Genomic DNA, 18916 nt, shown 5'->3' on the forward strand with positions numbered 1-18916 from the left:
CCGCATGAGTGCTTTCGGTGCATATTTCAGGCTCGTCAGGGTCGGTTGGATTCTTGTGCGCGAGGGCGTCATTTCGGCGCTGCCTTCGGAGGGGCTGCCGCCGTCCGTCAGCCTGGCGAAGTCCTTTGTCGGTATTTTCGCCCGCAATCGAAGCAAATCCCAAAAGCGCAGCGACCGGCTGGCGAAAGCCGTCGAACGGCTCGGGCCATCCTATGTGAAGATCGGCCAATTCCTCGCGACGCGTCCCGATGTCGTCGGCGTCGATTTTGCCGACGACTTGTCGCAGCTTCAGGACCGCATGGCCTTTTTCCCGGCGGCTGCCGCCAAGGCCAATATCGAGGGTTCGCTCGGGCGACCGATCGCAGACCTCTATGCAAGTTTCGGCGATCCGATTGCTGCGGCCTCCATCGCGCAGGTGCATCCGGCCGAGGTCGATACGCCGCAGGGAGGCAAGAAGGTCGCCGTGAAGGTTGTGCGGCCAGGTGTCCGGGCGCGGTTTGCCCATGATATCGAGGCGATGTACCTCGTCGCCCATATGCAGGAACGCTTCATGCCGGGCAGCCGGCGCCTGCGACCGGTGGAAGTCACAAAGACGCTGGAACAAACCACCAAGGTGGAGATGGACCTGCGTCTCGAGGCAGCCGCTCTTTCGGAGATTGCCGAGAATACCGAGAAGGATCCAGGCTTCCGTGTGCCGAAGGTGGACTGGGAGCGAACGGGCCGCGACGTCATCACCATGGAATGGATCGACGGTGTCAAGATGTCTGACGTCGAGGGATTGCGGGCTGCCGGCCACGACCTCAACCAGCTTGCCGACACGCTGATCCAGTCTTTCCTGCGCCATACGCTGCGCGACGGTTTCTTCCATGCCGACATGCATCCGGGCAATCTCTTTGTCGATCCCGACGGCATGATCGTCGCTGTCGACATGGGCATTGTCGGGCGTCTTGGGAAGAAGGAGCGCCGCTTCCTTGCCGAGATCCTCTACGGCTTCATCACCCGCGACTATATTCGGGTGGCGGAAGTGCACTTCGAGGCTGGTTACGTGCCCGGCCATCACAATGTCGAGAGCTTTGCCCAGGCGATCCGGGCGATCGGTGAGCCGATCCATGGACAGCCGGCCGAGACGATCTCCATGGGCAAGCTGCTGACGCTGCTTTTCGAAGTGACCGAACTCTTCGACATGCAGACGCGGCCCGAGCTCGTCATGCTGCAGAAGACGATGGTCGTCGTCGAAGGCGTCTCGCGCATGCTCAATCCGCGCTTCAACATGTGGAAGGCCTCCGAGCCTGTGGTCGGCGACTGGATCAAGAACAATCTCGGCCCGAAGCGTATCGTCACCGATCTCAAGGACGGGCTGAAGGCGGCCGTGAAGCTTGCCGAAGCTGCGCCCGAAATCGCTGCCCAGACGGAGAAATTCCATCACCAGCTTGTGCATATGAGCGAGCACGGCCTGCGCTTCGACGAGCAGACGGCCGAAGCCATCGGCAAGGCGGAAGCACGCCACAATCGCTCCGCCAAAGTGGCCCTCTGGATCATTGCGCTCACACTTCTCTATATTGCCTGGATACTGAGCTGACCGGGACCAACAAATGCATGATGTGTTCGGCATTTGGGATATCCCGCCAGACGTGAGGCTCGCTTAGTCTCGCCTCCATGGAGATGAGCATATGAAGCACGAGCGTCCCGGAATCGAACTGAGCGGCCAGCCCCTGAGCTTTGCCGAGATGGTGAGGATCGGCTCCGGCAAGGCAGCACTTTCGGCTTCGGCGATCGGCATGCAGCGTGTGAAGATTGCGCGCACGATCGTGGAGGATGCCATTGCAACCGGGATGCCGGTCTACGGCGCGACCACGGGTGTGGGCGCCATGAAGGATGTCGAATGGTCGCCCGAGGATCTCGACGCCTTTAATCTAGGCCTCGTACGCGCCCATCACTTCGGCACCGGCACGCCCTTCTCCTGCAATGTCGTGCGCAATGCCATGGCGATGCGCGTCAATACGGCGCTGACCGGCCAGGTCGGCTGCACTCCTGACCTCATCGACGCCTATATGCGGATGCTGAAGGCGGACGTCATTCCAGTCGTGCGTCGCACCGGCTCGATCGGTTGCGCCGATATCGGCCTGATGGGCCAGATCGGCGCTGTGCTGACCGGGGTCGGCGAAGCGATCTATCGCGGTAATCGCATGCAGGCCGCCGAAGCCTTCCAGGCAGCCGGCATGGAACCGGTGAAGATGGCGCCGCGCGACAGCCTCGCCTCACTCAGCGTCAATGCCGTCAGTTTTGCTGCAGCCGCCGAGACGACGCGCAATGCCGCCGCCTCGATCCGCGTCCTGCTTGCGACCGGCATGATGGCGTCAGGCGCGCTCGGCGCATCGCGTGATCCCTGGCGGGCCGTGCGCCATGTCGGGACGGCACGGGAAGCGCTGATCGGCGCCTGGCTTTGCAATGCCTCGGACGAATGGGAATGGCCGGTCGCCACCCACGTGCAGGACGCGCTCAGTCTCCGCATGATCGCCCAGGTCTTCGGTGCGGTTATCGAGAACCTGCTTTCGACCGGCCATAAGATCCTTGCCGCCACCGGGCGCTCCGACGACAATCCCGTCGTCGTGGAAGGACGGGTGATGACATCGGGCGGTTCCCTGCCGCTCGACGTGACGATCCTCCTGGAATCGGCCGCACTCTGCATGGCACATGCGGCGCGCAATGCCTTCAACCGTTGCGTTCTGCTCGGCAACGGCCAGCGGCGCGGCCTGCCGGTCAATCTCGTACCTCCCGGCCGCATTGCCACCGGTTTTGGACCGATCATCAAGCTTGCGGGGGAAATCTTCTCGCGCGTACTCTCCATGTCGAATCCGGTTTCGGCGCAGTCGCTCGTCGTTGCAGCCGGCCTTGAAGACGAGGCAGCTTTCCTGCCGCTCGTCATCGAGCGTTTCGACCGGCAGATGCGGGCGCTGAAACGTCTCGCCGCTCTGGAAGCCCTGCTTTCGGCACAGGCGATCGATATTATCGGCGATACGCCGAAGGGTGTTGCGGGCATGCTCTATGGGGTCGTGCGCAAACACGCAGCCTTCTATACGGTCGATCGGCCGCTCTCGGCCGAGGTCGAGGCGATCGAGGAAGAACTCGGCTCGGATGAATTCATTTCGAAGCTGATCGAGCAAGTGCCGATCGCTTCCTTCGACGATTTCTTTGCGCTTGGTTCGCTTGAGCGCATCGAGGAGCGGCTGACGCAGGAACCGGCCATCATCTGAATTGCGACCTATCGAGGGAGACGCGGCATGGATTTCGATCTCGTTCTGCAGGGCACGGTGGTGCTACCGGAGCGCATTCTCGAAAGCGGTTATGTCGCCGTTCGTGACGGGAAGATCGCAGAAGTCGGCCTCGGCGTGCCGCCGGCGGCCAGGGAACGGCATCTTCTCGGCAAGGCGCTGATCTTGCCGGGCGCTATCGACGCCCAGGTTCATTCGTTGTCGCAGAAGGATCAGGAGGAGTTCATCTGGTCGACGCGCTCGGCGGCGGCCGGCGGTGTGACCACTATCGTCGATATGCCTTATGACGAAGGCAATCTCGTCTGCTCGGCCGAAGCGGTAAAGAAGAAGCTTGATCACGCCGGCCCGCAGGCACGTGTGGACTTTGCGCTCTACGGCACAATCGATCCTGAGGAAGGTCCTGCGCGCATCGCCGAAATGGTGCAGGCGGGCGTCGCCGCCTTCAAATTCTCCACTTTCGGCACGGATCCCAAACGTTTCCCACGCATCCCGCCTGCGCTGCTCGACGCCTGCTTTGCGGCGATTGCCCCGACCGGGCTGACGGCCGGCGTGCATAACGAGGATGACGAAGCGGTTCGCACCTACATGGAGCAGGTGAAGGCAAGCGGCATTACCGACTGGCGCGCTCATGGCCTGTCGCGCCCGCCGATCACTGAACTGCTTGCCATGCATACGATCTTCGAGACCGGCGCCAATACCGGCTGTCCCTCCCATGTCGTGCATTGCTCGCTCGGACGCGGCTATGATATCGCCCGCGCCTACCGCCGCGACGGCTTCGAGGCGACTGTGGAATGCTGCATCCACTACCTCACGCTCGATGAGGAAAATGATGTGAAGCGGCTCGGCGGCAAGGCGAAGATCAATCCGCCGGTACGTCCGCGCGCCGAAGTCGAAACGCTGTGGCGCAAAGTCGCCGAAGGCAATGTCTGGTTGGTGTCGACCGATCACGTGAGCTGGTCGGAGAACCGCAAGACCAATCCCGACATGCTGGCGAATGCATCCGGCGTTCCAGGCCTGGAGGTGATGGTGCCGCTCTTCGTCAAGGGCGCGCTGGAGCGTGGCATTCCCCTGACCTGGGCGGCAAAGCTGATGGCCGAAAATCCGGCAAAACATTTCCGTTTGGACCACATCAAGGGCGCGCTGATGCCAGGCAAGGATGCCGACATCGTCGTGCTCGAACCCAACGAGAGGGTTTATGACGCTTCTGCGAGCGGCAACAATGTCGTCGGCTGGAGCCCCTATAATGGTATCCGCCTGCCATGGACGGTTTCAGCCGCCTGGCTGCGCGGACAGAAAATCACCGAAGGAGTGAAGGTTATGGCCGAACCCGGTTCCGGCCGCTTCGTGCGCCCGCTGCCACGCCAGGTGCTCGCATGAGCCGCAACCTGCCCGTCAATCCTGGCCGGATCTCTGCCGATATTGAGGCTCTTTCCGCCATCACCGAACCCGATCATCCCTGGACGCGGCGGGCTTTTTCGCCGCTCTTTCTCGAAGGTCGCGCCTATCTTGAGGCGCGTATGCGTGCGATCGGCCTGGAAACCCGTATCGATGCGTCGGGCAATCTGATTGGTCGGCGGGAAGGCTTAAAACCGGGATCCGGCATCATCATGCTCGGTTCGCATTCCGATACGGTGCCTGACGGCGGTCGCTTCGACGGCATTGCCGGTGTTGCCGCAGCACTTGAAGTTGCGCGGTCGCTGCGGGAACGGGAAATCCACCTCGACCATGATCTGGAAATCGTCGACTTCCTGGCTGAGGAAGTGAGCATCTTCGGCGTTTCCTGCGTTGGCAGCCGCGGCATGACCGGGCAATTGCCGCAGGCGTGGCTGTCTCGCAGCGTCGATGGTCGGGACCTTGCCGAAGCCATTGCCGAGGTCGGGGGATCGCCCGGCGTCCTGACCCATGAGAACAGACCCGATATCGCCGGCTTTCTGGAACTGCATATCGAGCAGGGCCCGGTGCTTGAAAACGAGCGCAAGGATATCGGTATCGTCACAGCAATTTCGGGCATCACCCGCATCGAAATCACCGTGGAAGGCCGGGCCGACCATGCCGGCACGACCCCGATGGATTCGCGTGCCGATGCGCTGGTCGCTGCTGCGCAGCTCGTGATCGATATCCGCAATGCGGCAAGCGAGCTTGCCAAGACGCCAGGCCATTTTGCGGCCACCGTCGGCGAGTTCCGGATCGAGCCGAATGCCGCCAATGTCGTGCCGTCGCGTGTCGTTCTGCTGGTCGACGGGCGTGCCGAAATCCGCGACGACATGGAGGCCTTCTGCCATTGGCTCACCGGCCACGCCGAAAGGCTCGCCTTCGCCTTTGGCGTGACAATCGCGCCGCCAAACCGCATCTCCGACAATCTTCCGACACCGAGCGACAAGGGCCTGCTCTCCAAGCTGGAGCGGGCCTGCGAGACGGTTGGCGCCAAACACCGGCGCATGGCTTCCGGGGCCGGCCACGACACAGCCTGGATCGCGCGTGTCGCACCGGCTGCGATGATCTTCGTGCCCTGCAAGGAAGGCCGCAGCCACTCGCCGGATGAATGGGCTGAAAATGACGACATAGCGCTCGGCGCCGCCGTACTTTTTGAAGCGGTGCTTGAGATGGACCAGAACGTGATCAAGGAGATGGGCGATGGGACGGATACTGGTTGAGAAGGATGTGGAAGCCGCCGTCAAAGGCGGTTCCGTCTACGCTGCCGGTGGTGGCGGCTGGGCCGATCACGGCCGCATGCTCGGTTATGCAGCCGTCAATGTCGGCAAGCCTGAGCTCGTCTCCGTCGAAGAACTCGGCGACAGTGACTGGATCGCCACGGCTGCCGCTATCGGTGCGCCGGCCTCCACCACGCCCTGGGAGATGCAGGGCATCGATTACGTGAAATCAGTTCAGCTTCTGCAGGAGGCCCTCGGCGAGAAACTGTCCGGCCTGATCATCGGCCAGAACGGCAAATCCTCGACGCTGAACGGCTGGCTGCCTTCCGCCATTCTCGGAACCAAGGTCGTCGACGCGGTCGGCGATATCCGCGCCCATCCGACCGGCGATATGGGCTCGATCGGCATGGCGGGTTCGCCGGAGCAGATGATCCAGACCGCCGTTGGCGGCAATCGCGCTGAAAACCGATACATCGAATTGGTGGTAAAAGGCGCAACGGCGAAGATCTCGCCGGTGCTGCGTGCAGCGGCTGACCAGTCCGGCGGCTTCATCGCCAGCTGCCGCAATCCGTTGCGTGCTTCCTATGTGCGCAAGAATGCCGCACTCGGCGGCATCTCGATGGCACTGAAGCTCGGCGAGGCGATCATCGAAGCGGAAAAGAGAGGCGGCTCCGCCATCATCGACGCGATCTGCAAGACAACGGGTGGTCATATCCTCGCCGAGGGTACGATCACCAAGAAGGATGTCGTCTACACGAAGGAAGCCTTCGACATCGGCACGATCACGGTCGGCGCCGGCGAGAAAGCCGTGACCCTGCATGTGATGAACGAATATATGGCTGTCGATGACGCCAGCGGCACGCGTATCGCAACCTTCCCGGCCGTCATTACCACGCTCTCCGAGGAGGGCGAGCCGCTCTCTGTCGGCCAGCTCAAGGGTGGCATGCGTGTCTTCATTCTGCATGTGCCGAAGGACATCATCCCGCTCTCGGCCAGCGTGCTCGATCCGACCGTCTATCCGCCCGTTGAAAAGGCGATGGGCATCGAGATAGCCCGTTATGCGTTGGAGACGAGGGCTTGAGCCATGGCGCGCGACCCTGGTCTCGAAGAACTGATGCGCGATGAGCTCGGCGACCGGCCGGGCCTGAGCGAGAAATCTATGTTCGGCGGCTGGGCGTTTATGCTCAATGGCAACCTGCTCTGCTGCGCGCGCCATGACGGCATGCTTCTCCGTCTCGGCAAGGGCAAAGATGGCTGGGCGCTGGCCCTGCCCGGCATAATCCAGATGCTGTCGGGCGAGCGGATCATGCATGGCTGGGTGCGAGCCAATGCCGATGTCTATGGCGACGATGCCATGCGGCGGCGCCTTATCGATGCGGCGCTTGCCTTTGTGGAACCGATGCCAGCGAAGTGAATGAACAGGTGCTTCAGGCGCCGGCGACAAAAGACGAGGAACCCAAGATGCCCAAGGCCAATCCACGCCATCCGAAATTTCCGATCCCCGGCGGGCCGGAGCTGCGCGCCAAGGGCTGGCGGCAGGAAGCGCTCCTGCGGCTCTTGGAAAACGTGCTCTCGGTCGGCGAAGATCCGGATAATCTCGTTGTTTATGCTGCGCTCGGCAAGGCGGCCCGCAACTGGCCGGCACATCGGGGCATCGTCAAGGCGCTGACCGAAATGGACGAGGACCAGACATTGCTGATCCAGTCCGGCAAGCCGATCGGCCTCGTGAAGACCCACGCAAAGGCGCCGCTCGTCATCATGGCGAACTGCAATATCGTCGGCCAGTGGGCGAAAGCCGAAGTCTTCTACGAACTGCAGCGCAAGGGCCTGATCTGCTGGGGCGGGCTAACGGCCGGCGCCTGGCAATATATCGGCAGCCAGGGCGTCATTCAGGGCACCTATGAGATTTTCATGCGCATTGCCGAGCGCCGCTTCGGTGGCGATCTGCATGGGCGTTTCGTGCTGACGGCCGGGCTCGGCGGCATGGGTGGGGCGCAGCCGCTTGCCGGTCGCATGGCGGGGGCTGCCATCCTCTGCGTCGATATCGATGCGGAACGCGCCCGTAAGCGCCAGCAGATCGGCTACCTGCAGGAAATCGCACCCGATCTCGATAGCGCGCTTTCGATGATCGATGCGGCGGTCAAGGAAAAGCGTGCGCTTTCCGTCGGTCTCGTCGGCAATGCGGCAGAAGTTTATCCCGAGATTGTCCGGCGCGGCATTGTGCCCGATATCGTCACCGACCAGACCTCGGCGCATGACCTCGTCTATGGCTATGTGCCGAAGGGCATGAGCCTCGATCAGGTGAAGGGACTGCGCGACGACGGCCAGGGCCAGCTCATGGCCGCCAGCCGCGCCTCGATCGTCGAGCATGTCACCGCGATGCTGGAATTCCAGAAGCGCGGATCGGAAGTCTTCGACAACGGTAACCTTATCCGCACGCAGGCCCGCGAGGGCGGCGTTGCCAATGCCTTCGACATTCCGATCTTCACCGAAGCCTATTTGCGGCCGCTCTTTGCCCGCGCGATCGGCCCGTTCCGGTGGATGGCGCTGTCGGGCGAGGAGAGCGATATCGCCAGAATCGACGACCTGCTGCTGGAGATGTTCCCCGACAACAAGATCATTACCAACTGGATCCGGCTGGCGCGTGAGCACATTCCGTTCGAGGGGCTGCCGGCGCGCATCGCGTGGCTGGGTCATGGCGAGCGCACGGCGCTGGCGCAGCGCGTCAACGAACTGGTCGCGAATGGCGAGCTCAAGGGGCCTGTCGCCTTCTCGCGAGACCATCTCGATGCCGGCGCCATGGCGCATCCGAACATCATGACTGAACGCATGAAGGATGGTTCTGACGCCATTGCGGACTGGCCGCTCATCGATGCGATGATGCTTTGCTCCTCGATGGCCGACCTCGTCGTCGTCCATTCGGGCGGCGGCGGCTATGCCGGTTACATGACGAGCTGCGGCGTCACCGTCGTTGCCGACGGCTCGCAAGCCGCCGACGAACGCCTCGACCATGCGCTTACCAACGATACGGCGCTCGGCGTCATGCGCTACGCCGACGCCGGTTATGACGAGGCGCTGGACGAGGTGGCGAAGAAGGATGTGCCCTATATCCGGCTCGGCTGAAAGCCGTTGTCAGAGAAGCCGCTTTTCCGCGGGCTCGGCGTCGTAGCGGTCATGCAGGCCATCAAAATAGGCAATGGGTGCCGCGGCAAGCTCTTCAGCACCCGCATCATCGAGGCAGTTGACTGCAACGGCGATGAAGGGGCCGATCGTTTCGTTGTCGTTGCGGGCGAAGGAAGCCACGCCACAGGTCTCACAGAAGAGATGATGGATCGACCCGGAGCCAAAGAGGTATTCACGCAAATGATCGCGGCCTGACACCAGACGGAAATCGGCCGGCTGCACGATCGCCAGCCAGCTGCGCTTCTTGCGGCAGATCGAGCAATTGCATTTGAAGGTAACGGCCGAAAGGTCAAGCCCGGCCTCATAGGCAATGGCGCCGCAATGGCAGCTTCCATGGTAGGTTTTCTTCACGATGATCCTCCGACTCGTATTTAACCTATAAGTTAAATTAGTCACTACGGATCGGAAGTCAAGACGGGCGCCGGGCGAGCTGGCGTGCCGCGAGTGCCGACAGAAACGCGAATGCCATCATGACCAGCGTGAAGACCACGATCGCCGCCCATCCCTCCATCGACCAGAACCAGCCTCCGGCCGAGCCCATGATGCTGGAGCCGATGTAATAGGCGAGCATATAAAGCGAGGAGGCGTGGCCTTTCGTACCGACCGCAAGTTTGCCGACCAGACCACTCGCCACCGAATGCGTCATGAAGAAGCCGCTCGTCAGGATGATGATGCCGAGGACAATGAGCGGCAGAGAGGCTGAAAGCGTCAGCGCGCAGCCGGCTGCGGTGATGCCGATGCCTGTCAGAAGAACGTTGAAATGACCGAGCCGGTCGCCAAGGATGCCGCCGACCGACGATGCGCCGATCCCAAAAAGATAAACGGTAAAGATCAGGCCGAGCTCGGTCTGGTTCAAGTCGTAGGGAGGCGCTACGAGACGGAAGCCGGCATAGTTGTAGATCGTCACGAAGGAACCCATCGCGAAGAAGGCGATGGCGAAGATGAAGGGCAGAGCCGGATTGCCGAGATGTCCGAGCCAGGACTTCAGATGGAACTGCGGATCGAAGCCTGCACGACGCACGAAATTGCGTGACGGCGGCAGTAGAGCGATGAAGCCGATCGCCGCGGCAAGGCCGATGGCGCCGATCAGGAACAGAGCCGGTCGCCAGGAAAGATATTCGGCGAAGATGCCCGTCAGCACGCGCCCCGACATGCCGCCGAAGGCCGTACCGCCGACATAAAGGCCCATGGTGGCGCCAAGGCCGCGCGGATCTATTTCCTCCGCGAGATAGGCCATGGCCACGGCCGGAACACCGCCGAGCACGAAGCCCTGCAGGGCGCGGATGACCAGCATGAGATGCCAGTCGGGCGCAAAGGCGGTGGCGATCGTCAGCACGGCTGCGCCAACCAGCGAGATCGACATGAGGCTGCGACGACCAAGCCCTTCCGAGACGGCAGCGGCACAGACGATCGCGATTGCCAGGAATCCGGTCGAGAGCGACAAAGCCAGCGAACTCTCGGCCGGGCTGACGGAAAATTCCTGAGCGAAGATCGGCAGCAGCGGCTGCACGCAATAGAGCAGCGAGAAGGTGGCGAAGCCTGAGAGGAAGAGAGCCAGGCTGGCGCGGCGATAGGCGCCGGTACCGCGTGTCAGATAGAGTTTCTGACGGTCTTCATCGGCCGTTTGCAGGCCGGCAACGTCTTGGATTGCAGAGTCGGACATATCAATTCCTTCCTGCCTCCGATCTAGTCAGACCGCCTCCATTTGTCCAATATATGAAATAGACGATCTTGATATGTTTTGGAGATAGCGATGGAACTGCGGCATCTGAGGTATTTTCTGGCAGTGGCCGAGGAGGGTAATTTCACGCGGGCAGCCGCACGCCTCGGCATCGGCCAGCCTCCGCTCAGTCAGCAAATCCGCGATCTCGAAACGGAAATCGGCGCGATGCTCTTCCACCGCGTCCCGCATGGGGCGGAGTTGACGGCGGCTGGCGCCGCCTTCCTGCCGGAAGCAAAGGCCTCGCTGGCAGCGGCTGAAAAGGCGCGGTTGGCGGCACAGAGCGCCAATCGCGGCGAGACCGGCCGGCTGTCGCTCGGCTTCACCGCCTCTTCCGCCTTCAACCCCATCGTCAGCACGACGATCCGCCGTTTTCAGGCCCGCTGGCCGGACGTGCAGCTTTCACTGACGGAGATGAACACGCTCGGCCTGATGCAGAAGCTCGAACGCGGCGAACTGGATGCGACCTTCATGCGGCCGGGCCACGACGATCCCGATGGCGTCAAGCTGAAGCGCTTGCCGGACGAACCGATGGTCGTCGCCCTACCGGCAAACCATCCCTTGGCAAAGCAGAAGACGTTGCCGCTTGCCTTGCTGGCGAAAGAGTCTTTCATCCTCTTCCCGCGGCTGGTCGGTCTCAGCCTTTATGACGATGTGGTGCGCGCCTGCCGCGAGGCGGGCTTCGAACTGATGGTGGCGCAGGAGGCACCGCAAATCTCCTCGGTCGTCAATCTCGTCGCGGCCGATCTCGGCGTCTCTATCGTGCCGGCCTCGATTTCGCAGATCAAACTTGCCGGCGTTGCCTACCGGCCGATCGACGGACCGCCCGCTGTGGCACGGCTGGCACTTGCCGTGCTGCGCAGCCAGCGATCTCCCGTAACCGAAAACCTGATGAGCCTTCTGAATTAGAAATCCGGATCCCAATAGGGCGGATCACCGAAGGTCTTCTTCAAATGATCTGCGATGGCGCGCAGTTTGGCCGAGGGGTTTCGGCCTTCGGGATGGGCCATGTAGATGAATTCCGGTTCGGGCTTGGCAGCGACATCGATCTCTATCAGCCGACCGTCCCGAATTGTCGGACCGGCGATAAAGGTTGGCAACAGCGCGATGCCGAGGCCCTCAATCGCGGCATCATGCAGCATGTCGCCATTGTTGATGCCGAGACCCAGCATCGCTCGGATAACGACGGTGCCATCCTCGGTCTGGAAGCGCCAGTCCGCGGCACCACGGTTGGTATAGAAGACACCGCGATGATCGTTGAGATCGGACAGCGAGCCGGGTTTGCCGTGACGCTCGATATAATCGGGCGAGGCGACGAGCAGCCGGCGGCTACGGGCGAGCTTCCAGGCGACCAGCCTCGTATCGGCGATAGCGCCGTGGCGGATGATGGCATCATAGCCATCCGAGGCCGGATCCACGCGTCTGTCATCCATATCGAGCGTCAGCGCGATCTGCGGATGCGCCTTCAAAAACGGATAGAGGGCCGGACCGAGATGCAGGCGGCCGAAGCTGACGGGGGCCGCGATGCGCAGTGGCCCAGAAAGCGTGCCTCGGCGCTCCGCCATATCGGCCGCAGCGTCTTCCATCTCGCGGACAATGCGCCCGGCGCGCTCCAAAAAGGCTGCTCCATCTTCCGTCAGTGTCAGCTTGCGCGTGGTGCGGTGGACGAGCATGGCGCCCAGTGTCTTCTCCAGTTCCGCCAGCCTTTCGCTGACAACCGACTTGGACAGGCGTAGCCGCCGGGCGGCCTCGCTCACCGATCCGGCCTCCACCACGGCGACAAAAGCCGCAATCCCTTCAATCTTCATCATCGTTCGGCTTTTCCGAATTCGAGCTCCGCATTTAGGAGACTAATCCGAACGAAGGAAGAGTGCCATCTTCCAGTCATCGAAACCGGCAGCCACGCCGATCCAACCCAAAGATAGGAGATGGAACAATGAATCGTCTGATCGACAAAGTCGCAATCGTCACCGGCGCAAGCTCGGGTATCGGTCGCGTCACCGCAAAACTTTTTGCCGCCGAAGGCGCCAAGGTCGTCGTCGGTGCCCGCCGCCAGGCTGAGCTCGACAGCCTCGTCAATGAAATCAAGGCCGCGGGAGGTGACGCCGTTGCCGTTGCCGGCGATGTCAGGTCGGAAGACTATCACAAGGCACTGGTCGCAGCCGCCGTCGAGAATTACGGCAAGCTCGACATCGCCTTCAACAATGCCGGCACGCTTGGAGAAGCCGGCCCGAGCACCGAAGTCTCGGAAGCAGGCTTCAGCGACGCGCTGGCGATCAACCTGACGGCATCCTTCCTCGCCGCCAAGCATCAGGTCGCCGAAATGGTCAGGCACGGCGGCGGCTCGGTGATTTTCACTTCGACCTTCGTCGGCTACAGCTTCGCCTTCCCCGGTGTTGCCGCCTATGCCGCGAGCAAGTCCGGCCTCATCGGGCTGACGCAGGCGCTCGCCGCCGAATACGGCCCGCAGAACATCCGCGTCAATGCGATCCTGCCAGGCGCCGTCAATACGGACATGTATCGCGAAATGAACGACACCTCGGACAAGCAGGCCTTCATCACCAACCTGCACGCGCTCAAACGCGTCGCAGCACCGGAAGAGCTCGCCCGCTCCGTGCTTTACCTTGCATCCGACGACGCAAGCTTCGTCACCGGCACGGCCACGCTGGTCGATGGGGGCGCTTCGATCACCCGCACCTGACGGCAACGGTGCAAGTATCTGCTGCAGCTTGATGAACCCTCCTGAAATCAGCAGGTTATCGTGCCGGCATTCTACAGCGCAGTCCGATCATCAAAGGGCAAACGCCCGTCCCATATCCAAGGAACAACACAATGACCCGTCTTGCAAACAAAACAGCCCTGATTACCGGCGGCACCAGCGGCATCGGACTTGAGACCGCCCGCCAATTCATCGCCGAGGGCGCACGCGTCGCCATTACCGGCAGCAGCGCAAAAAGCGTGGAAGCCGCCCGTGCCGAACTCGGCGACAAGGTTCTCGTCATCCAGGCCGATGCCGGCAATGTTGCCGGTCAGGCGGCTGTTGGCGAAGCTGTAAGGAACGCCTTTGGCACGCTCGACATTCTCTTCGTCAATGCCGGTATTGCCGAATTCGGCCCGCTCGAAGGCTGGAGCGAAGCCGCATTCGACAAGTCGTTCGCGGTCAACGTCAAAGGTCCTTACTTCCTGATCCAGGCATTGCTGCCGATCTTTTCGAAGAAGGCCTCGATCGTGCTCAACACCTCGATCAACGCTCATATCGGCATGCCGAATTCCAGCGTCTATGCGCTGACGAAGGGCGCATTGTTGACACTCGCCAAGACGCTATCGGGAGAATTGATCGGCCGCGGCATCCGGGTCAACGCCATCAGCCCCGGCCCGATCGCCACGCCGCTCTACGGCAAGCTCGGCATGTCGGAGGCCGACTCCAAGGCGATGGCGGCCCAGATCCAGTCGCAAATTCCGGCCGGTCGGTTCGGCGACGTCAGTGAAGTCGCCAAGACCATCGTCTTCTTCGCCTCGGATGAGGCTGCCTACATCGTGGGCAGCGAACTGATCATCGACGGGGGCATGAGCAATCTCTGAGCCCCCTAGACTTCAGAGATATCAGCTAAAGGCCGCGGCTCCTCTCCGCCGCGGCCTTTATATTCATGCGCCGGCGACAAGCCGGCGAATGGCCGTCTCGATCGTCGTCGTGCCCTTCAGCGATTTCCCGCGGCCAGCCTCAAAGCCGATCCAGCCTTCGTTGAAGCCATCCAGCATGCGCATGCGGGGCTCCGGGTTCTTCATGCCCTGGGCACGGAACAGCTCTTCCCAGCTCTCCTGCGGGACAATTTCTGCGGTCACAGGCTTGACAAGCGCCTTGGCGAAGGCAGCAGCAATCATGGCCGGGCTGACACGCTCGGGACCTTCCAGCTCTGCCACGCGTACACCCAGCCATTCCTCGCGCAGCATCTTTGCTCCGAGCGCGCCGATATCATCCACGGCAACCATCGATACGGCACGGTCGAGCGGCTGAAGGAAGCTCGGAATGACCCCGGTTTCGCGTGCAGGCGCTACATCCCAGGCGGCGTTTTCCATGAACCAGGCGGCGCGCAGGAAAGCGACCGGTATTGATAGTGTCGAAAGCTCCTTCTCGACGATGCCGAGCTGGCTCAACAGGTTCGGCTGCGTGGCCTGTGCGCCGACCGTCGACAGGCAGACGAGCTTTCCGGGCCTTGCCGCCTCAAGCGCGGTCTTCAGCGTTGCCAGCATGCCTTTCACCTCCGGGAAGCCCGGTGTGGGATCGAAAAGCGGAGGGATAACGAGAAAGACACCTTCCGCACCTCTGAACGCTGATGTCAGCGATACCGCGTCGTTCATGTCGGCGACAGCGATCTTGCAGCCCCGCTCTTTCCAGCCGGCGGCCTTTTCGAGATTTCTCACGACGGCACGAACCTCGGCGCCATCCTTCAGCAAGTGATCGGCAACGGCGGCACCGACCTGGCCTGTCATTCCGGTTACAGCAAACATGGGACAACTCCTTTATTTGGGTTGGCCCACTATGCTGCCGCACTATTTTTGACTGAAGTGCGCTTACGTCACATGATTGATGACAGAAAGGCAGCAATTTCGACTCGTTCTGCGAAACCCGTCTCCGCTATGTCGCGGGCCGACTCTTGTTTCCGCACGTGATAGGGCATATCGGCTAGGCGATAGCTCTTCGCGACCGCTCCACATCCCCTTTCCCACCGGAGCCCAGTCCCATCTCTTCGGAGTTTCACATGCTGATCGGCATCCTCTGCGGTCTGGCCACCTGTGCGCTGTGGGGGCTGAGCTTCGTCGCCCCGCGCGTCGTCGCGCCCTATACGGCGATCGACCTGACCGTGGCGCGCTACGGGCTTTTTGCCGTTGTCAGCCTGATCATGATGATCAATCCGCGCTTTCGACCGGTGGGTCTGCGCCGGTCGCTTGTTCTGACCGGCATTGGGCTCGGCAGCATCGGATATGTCGGTTATTTCATGAGTATTTCCTATGCCGTGCGTTACGCAGGCACTGCCATTCCACCGCTCGTCATCGGCACGATGCCTGTGCTGCTCGCCATCATCGCCAATCTCAAGGACCGGTCCATCGACTGGAAAACACTGGCAATACCGCTGATCCTGATAGCCGCCGGCATCGGCTGGGTGAATGTCTCGATCTTCGCCACGACATCCGCCAGCGATCAGCCGGAAATCCTGCTCGGCATCGTCGCCGCGCTGATCGGACTGGCGCTCTGGGTCGCCTATGGCATGATGAGTGCTGCGGTCATGCAGTCGCAGGATGCGCCAAGTGCCATGCACTGGACCGCCTTGCAGGGGATCGGCGCCGGCATCGGTGCACTCGTCCTTCTGCCCTTCACCTCGCTCGGGGAGACTGTCAGTTTCACCGGCACGCAGACCTTTCACTTCGTACTCTGGGCGACAATCATGGGCACTGCCGGCTCGTGGCTTGCCACGCTGTGCTGGATGATTGCCTCGCGCCTTCTGCCGCTTGCGCTTGCCGCCCAGCTGATCGTCGCAGAAACCGTCTTCGGCCTTTTTTACGGCTTTCTGTTCGAACAGCGCATGCCGACGGTGCCCGAAGCCGGTGGTGCGGTCCTGCAACTGATCGGCGTCGGCATGGCAATTGCGCTCTTTACGCCCAAGCGGGTCAAACAAGCCTGACTGTCGCGATTGCATGTTTTCCACCAAAGGCTTAGGGTTTTGCCCAGTCAAAGAAGCGGCGGGAAAAAACCATGGCTCTCAGCGGCAAACGCATCCTCCTCATCATCTCAGGCGGCATCGCGGCGTATAAGAGCCTCGATCTGATCCGCCGCCTGCGCGAACGCGGCGCATCGGTGCGTCCGCTCATGACCAAGGGGGCGCAGGAATTCGTGACACCGCTGGCGGTCGGCGCATTGGCCGCCGATCATGTCTTCACCGACATCTTTTCGCGACAGGACGAGCAGGATGTCGGCCACATCCGGCTGGCGCGCGATTGCGATCTGGTGCTGATCGCGCCCGCCACCGCCGACCTGATGGCGAAGATGGCCAATGGACTTGCCGACGACCTCGCCTCCACCGTGCTGCTTGCCACCGACAGGCCAGTGCTTGCCGCGCCTGCAATGAACCCGAAAATGTGGGCGCACCCTGCGACGAAACGTAATGTCGAGACGCTGCGGCGCGATGGCCTCCGCTTCATCGGCCCTGTCGCAGGCGAGATGGCGGAAAGCCGCGAGACCGGCACCGGCCGCATGGCCGAGCCGCTGGAAATCGTCGCTGCAGCCGAAGCCCTGCTGGACGACGGGCCGAAACCGCTTGCCGGCAAGAGGGCCATCGTCACCTCCGGCCCGACGCATGAACCGATCGATCCGGTGCGCTATATCGCCAACCGTTCCTCCGRCCGGCAGGGACATGCCATTGCCGCAGCGCTTGCGCGGCTCGGCGCCGATGTGACGCTGGTGTCCGGTCCGGTTACCATTCCCGATCCGGCCGGCGTCAAGATGATCCATGTCGAGCGGGCCGAGGAGATGCGCGACGCCGTGCTCGCCGCCCTTCCGGCCGATGTCGCCGTGATGGTGGCGGCAGTGGCCGACTGGCGCGTCGCCTCGGCCGCCGACCAGAAGATCAAGAAGCACCCGGGCGAATCCATCCCGACGCTGGCGCTGACCGAAAACCCCGATATTCTCAAGACTGTCGGGCATCATACGACGCGGCCGAAGCTGGTGATCGGCTTTGCGGCAGAAACGCAGGATGTCGAGACCAATGCCAAGGCGAAGCTGGAGCGCAAGGGCGCAGACCTCATCGTCGCCAACGACGTCTCGCCGGCAACCGGAATCATGGGTGGCACGCATAACAGCGTGAAGCTCATCCGCCATGACGGTGTCGAACAGTGGCCCGATCTTTCCAAGGCGGAGGTTGCGGAGCGACTGGCCGCCGTGATCGCCGAGCGGCTTACGCAGGGATAGAGACGGGCTTCGGCCTTTCAAGCATGGGCTTTTCCGGCTGGAACGCCGTGATATCAAGGCCATCGGCACTGACGATCACGGCGCTGCCGTCAGGAATCTCCCGCCAGGCATCGCCATCATCGTTCAATGGTTCGGAGACAAGGCAGTAGCCGCCGGCAAGCGGCGAGGCGTAGAGCGTCGGCGCCTTGCGGTCGGTAGCATAACGAACCGCATAGAGCGATTTGCCGTCCGAGAAGGCTGCCGTAAAGCGCAGCAGCACGGAACCCAGAATATTCTCCGCCAAGCCTTCGACGAAGGCGATGGTCCGCGCCATCGCAGCGATCGGCGCATCACGCAAGCCGAACTGCAGGGCGATCAGGAACAGAAGCTCGGAATCCGTCGTGCCGCTGCGGGCGTTGAACAGATCATCATCGAGCATGGTTTCCATTGGCCGGCGCAGGCGCTCGAAGCCGGAAATCTGGCCATTATGCATGAAGGACCAGGTTTCATGCGTGAAGGGATGGCAGTTGTCGCGCCGCGTGCCGCCGCCGGTCGCAGCCCGCACGTGGGCAAGGAACAGCGGCGAGCGAATCTGCCGCGCCAGGCTCTTCAGATTACAGTCGGACCATGCCGGCAGGATATCGCGGTAGCGGCCCGGCTCAGGCCGGTCGCCATACCAGGCGATGCCGAAACCATCGCCATTCGTCGCCGTCTTGGCGCGGGTGGCGCAATGGGATTGCTCGATCAGCGAATGGGCGGGTGAAGATACCAGCTCCTCCAGATAGAGGGGATCTCCGCGATAGGCTGCCCAACGACACATGCTCTTGCTCCGGCCCACCGCCTGCTGCGGCAGGAATGCTGAAAACGTCCTGGATTGTCTGACGCTACGGCTAATAAGGGCTTAACCGCCACCCGATTTGCAAGGCGCAGGTGACGAATTCTTGACAATGGTCAAGATCACTTTCCGCAAATGCGATATGGATTTGCGTGATCGGAACGGCCGAAAATAAGGCATTAGAACGACATAGCCCCGACGCCGGCTAAAAAACAGCCATGCGTTTTCCTCTTGCATCTCGAAGGAATCGAGCTACCTTTAATTCATCGACAACGTAACGAAAGGAAGGTGATCCAATGTCTAATGAGTTTT

At 61.9% G+C, this 18916-nt stretch carries 17 protein-coding genes; 12 read left to right on the forward strand and 5 right to left on the reverse strand.

Going from position 1 to position 18916, the window contains the following annotated elements:
• Positions 1-4 precede the first annotated feature (4 nt).
• The 7 genes from ubiB to AC1DUP_RS08420 all read left to right on the forward strand — a co-directional run bounded on the left by ubiB (position 5) and on the right by AC1DUP_RS08420 (position 9046).
• The gene (ubiB, locus tag AC1DUP_RS08390; RefSeq protein WP_113507421.1) at positions 5-1579 is read left to right on the forward strand and encodes a 2-polyprenylphenol 6-hydroxylase; all 1575 of its coding nucleotides are present in this window, start codon (positions 5-7) and stop codon (positions 1577-1579) included.
• 91 nt (positions 1580-1670) lie between these two features.
• Positions 1671-3254: an aromatic amino acid lyase gene (locus AC1DUP_RS08395; protein WP_477832404.1), complete on the forward strand. Its 1584-nt coding sequence runs from the start codon at positions 1671-1673 to the stop codon at positions 3252-3254.
• Positions 3255-3281: 27 nt separating this feature from the next.
• Complete coding sequence (locus AC1DUP_RS08400) at positions 3282-4649, forward strand: dihydroorotase (protein WP_477832405.1); 1368 nt, start codon at positions 3282-3284, stop codon at positions 4647-4649.
• Positions 4646-5926: a Zn-dependent hydrolase gene (locus AC1DUP_RS08405; protein WP_477832406.1), complete on the forward strand. Its 1281-nt coding sequence runs from the start codon at positions 4646-4648 to the stop codon at positions 5924-5926. The genes AC1DUP_RS08400 and AC1DUP_RS08405 overlap by 4 nt, the downstream gene beginning before the upstream one ends.
• Positions 5907-7004: a DUF917 domain-containing protein gene (locus AC1DUP_RS08410; RefSeq protein WP_477832407.1), complete on the forward strand. Its 1098-nt coding sequence runs from the start codon at positions 5907-5909 to the stop codon at positions 7002-7004. Before AC1DUP_RS08405 ends, AC1DUP_RS08410 begins: the two co-directional genes overlap by 20 nt.
• Before the next feature lie 3 nt (positions 7005-7007).
• The gene (locus AC1DUP_RS08415; protein ID WP_113507418.1) at positions 7008-7337 is read left to right on the forward strand and encodes a TfoX/Sxy family protein; all 330 of its coding nucleotides are present in this window, start codon (positions 7008-7010) and stop codon (positions 7335-7337) included.
• Between the two features lie 47 nt (positions 7338-7384).
• A complete protein-coding gene (locus AC1DUP_RS08420) occupies positions 7385-9046 on the forward strand; it encodes a urocanate hydratase (protein ID WP_477832408.1) in 1662 nt (553 codons plus the stop codon).
• A gap of 9 nt (positions 9047-9055) precedes the next feature.
• Here the strand turns inward: AC1DUP_RS08420 and AC1DUP_RS08425 are convergent, their stop codons facing one another.
• Both AC1DUP_RS08425 and AC1DUP_RS08430 read right to left on the reverse strand, forming a co-directional pair.
• The gene (locus AC1DUP_RS08425) at positions 9056-9457 is read right to left on the reverse strand and encodes a GFA family protein (RefSeq protein ID WP_477832409.1); all 402 of its coding nucleotides are present in this window, start codon (positions 9455-9457) and stop codon (positions 9056-9058) included.
• 58 nt (positions 9458-9515) lie between these two features.
• Entirely contained in the window at positions 9516-10769 is a 1254-nt protein-coding gene (locus AC1DUP_RS08430; protein WP_477832410.1) for an MFS transporter, read from the reverse strand.
• A gap of 90 nt (positions 10770-10859) precedes the next feature.
• On the opposite strand from AC1DUP_RS08430, the gene AC1DUP_RS08435 reads away from it, so the two are divergent.
• Positions 10860-11735: a LysR family transcriptional regulator gene (locus AC1DUP_RS08435; protein ID WP_477832411.1), complete on the forward strand. Its 876-nt coding sequence runs from the start codon at positions 10860-10862 to the stop codon at positions 11733-11735.
• Here the strand turns inward: AC1DUP_RS08435 and AC1DUP_RS08440 are convergent.
• A complete protein-coding gene (locus AC1DUP_RS08440) occupies positions 11732-12637 on the reverse strand; it encodes a LysR family transcriptional regulator (RefSeq protein WP_477832412.1) in 906 nt (301 codons plus the stop codon). The genes AC1DUP_RS08435 and AC1DUP_RS08440 overlap by 4 nt on opposite strands.
• A gap of 125 nt (positions 12638-12762) precedes the next feature.
• On the opposite strand from AC1DUP_RS08440, the gene AC1DUP_RS08445 reads away from it, so the two are divergent.
• Positions 12763-13527, forward strand: coding sequence for an SDR family oxidoreductase (locus AC1DUP_RS08445; RefSeq protein ID WP_477832413.1), 765 nt, complete (start codon positions 12763-12765; stop codon positions 13525-13527).
• Positions 13528-13658: 131 nt separating this feature from the next.
• Positions 13659-14408, forward strand: coding sequence for an SDR family oxidoreductase (locus AC1DUP_RS08450; protein WP_115035835.1), 750 nt, complete (start codon positions 13659-13661; stop codon positions 14406-14408).
• Positions 14409-14471: 63 nt separating this feature from the next.
• Here AC1DUP_RS08450 and AC1DUP_RS08455 read toward each other — a convergent pair whose 3' ends face one another.
• Positions 14472-15335 (reverse strand): NmrA family NAD(P)-binding protein, encoded by an 864-nt coding sequence (locus AC1DUP_RS08455; RefSeq protein ID WP_477832414.1) that lies wholly within the window; start codon positions 15333-15335, stop codon positions 14472-14474.
• Positions 15336-15586: 251 nt separating this feature from the next.
• Between AC1DUP_RS08455 and AC1DUP_RS08460 the strand changes: the two genes are divergently transcribed.
• Together AC1DUP_RS08460 and coaBC are read left to right on the forward strand one after the other, a co-directional pair.
• On the forward strand, positions 15587-16507 hold the full coding sequence (locus AC1DUP_RS08460) for a DMT family transporter (protein WP_477832415.1): 921 nt from the start codon (positions 15587-15589) through the stop codon (positions 16505-16507).
• A gap of 71 nt (positions 16508-16578) precedes the next feature.
• On the forward strand, positions 16579-17790 hold the full coding sequence (coaBC, locus tag AC1DUP_RS08465) for a bifunctional phosphopantothenoylcysteine decarboxylase/phosphopantothenate--cysteine ligase CoaBC (protein ID WP_477832416.1): 1212 nt from the start codon (positions 16579-16581) through the stop codon (positions 17788-17790).
• On the opposite strand, the gene AC1DUP_RS08470 is transcribed toward coaBC, so the two are convergent.
• Complete coding sequence (locus AC1DUP_RS08470) at positions 17777-18589, reverse strand: class II glutamine amidotransferase (RefSeq protein ID WP_113298300.1); 813 nt, start codon at positions 18587-18589, stop codon at positions 17777-17779. The genes coaBC and AC1DUP_RS08470 overlap by 14 nt on opposite strands.
• Positions 18590-18916 lie beyond the last annotated feature (327 nt).

It is taken from the genome of Rhizobium sp. 01L419 (assembly GCF_056400025.1).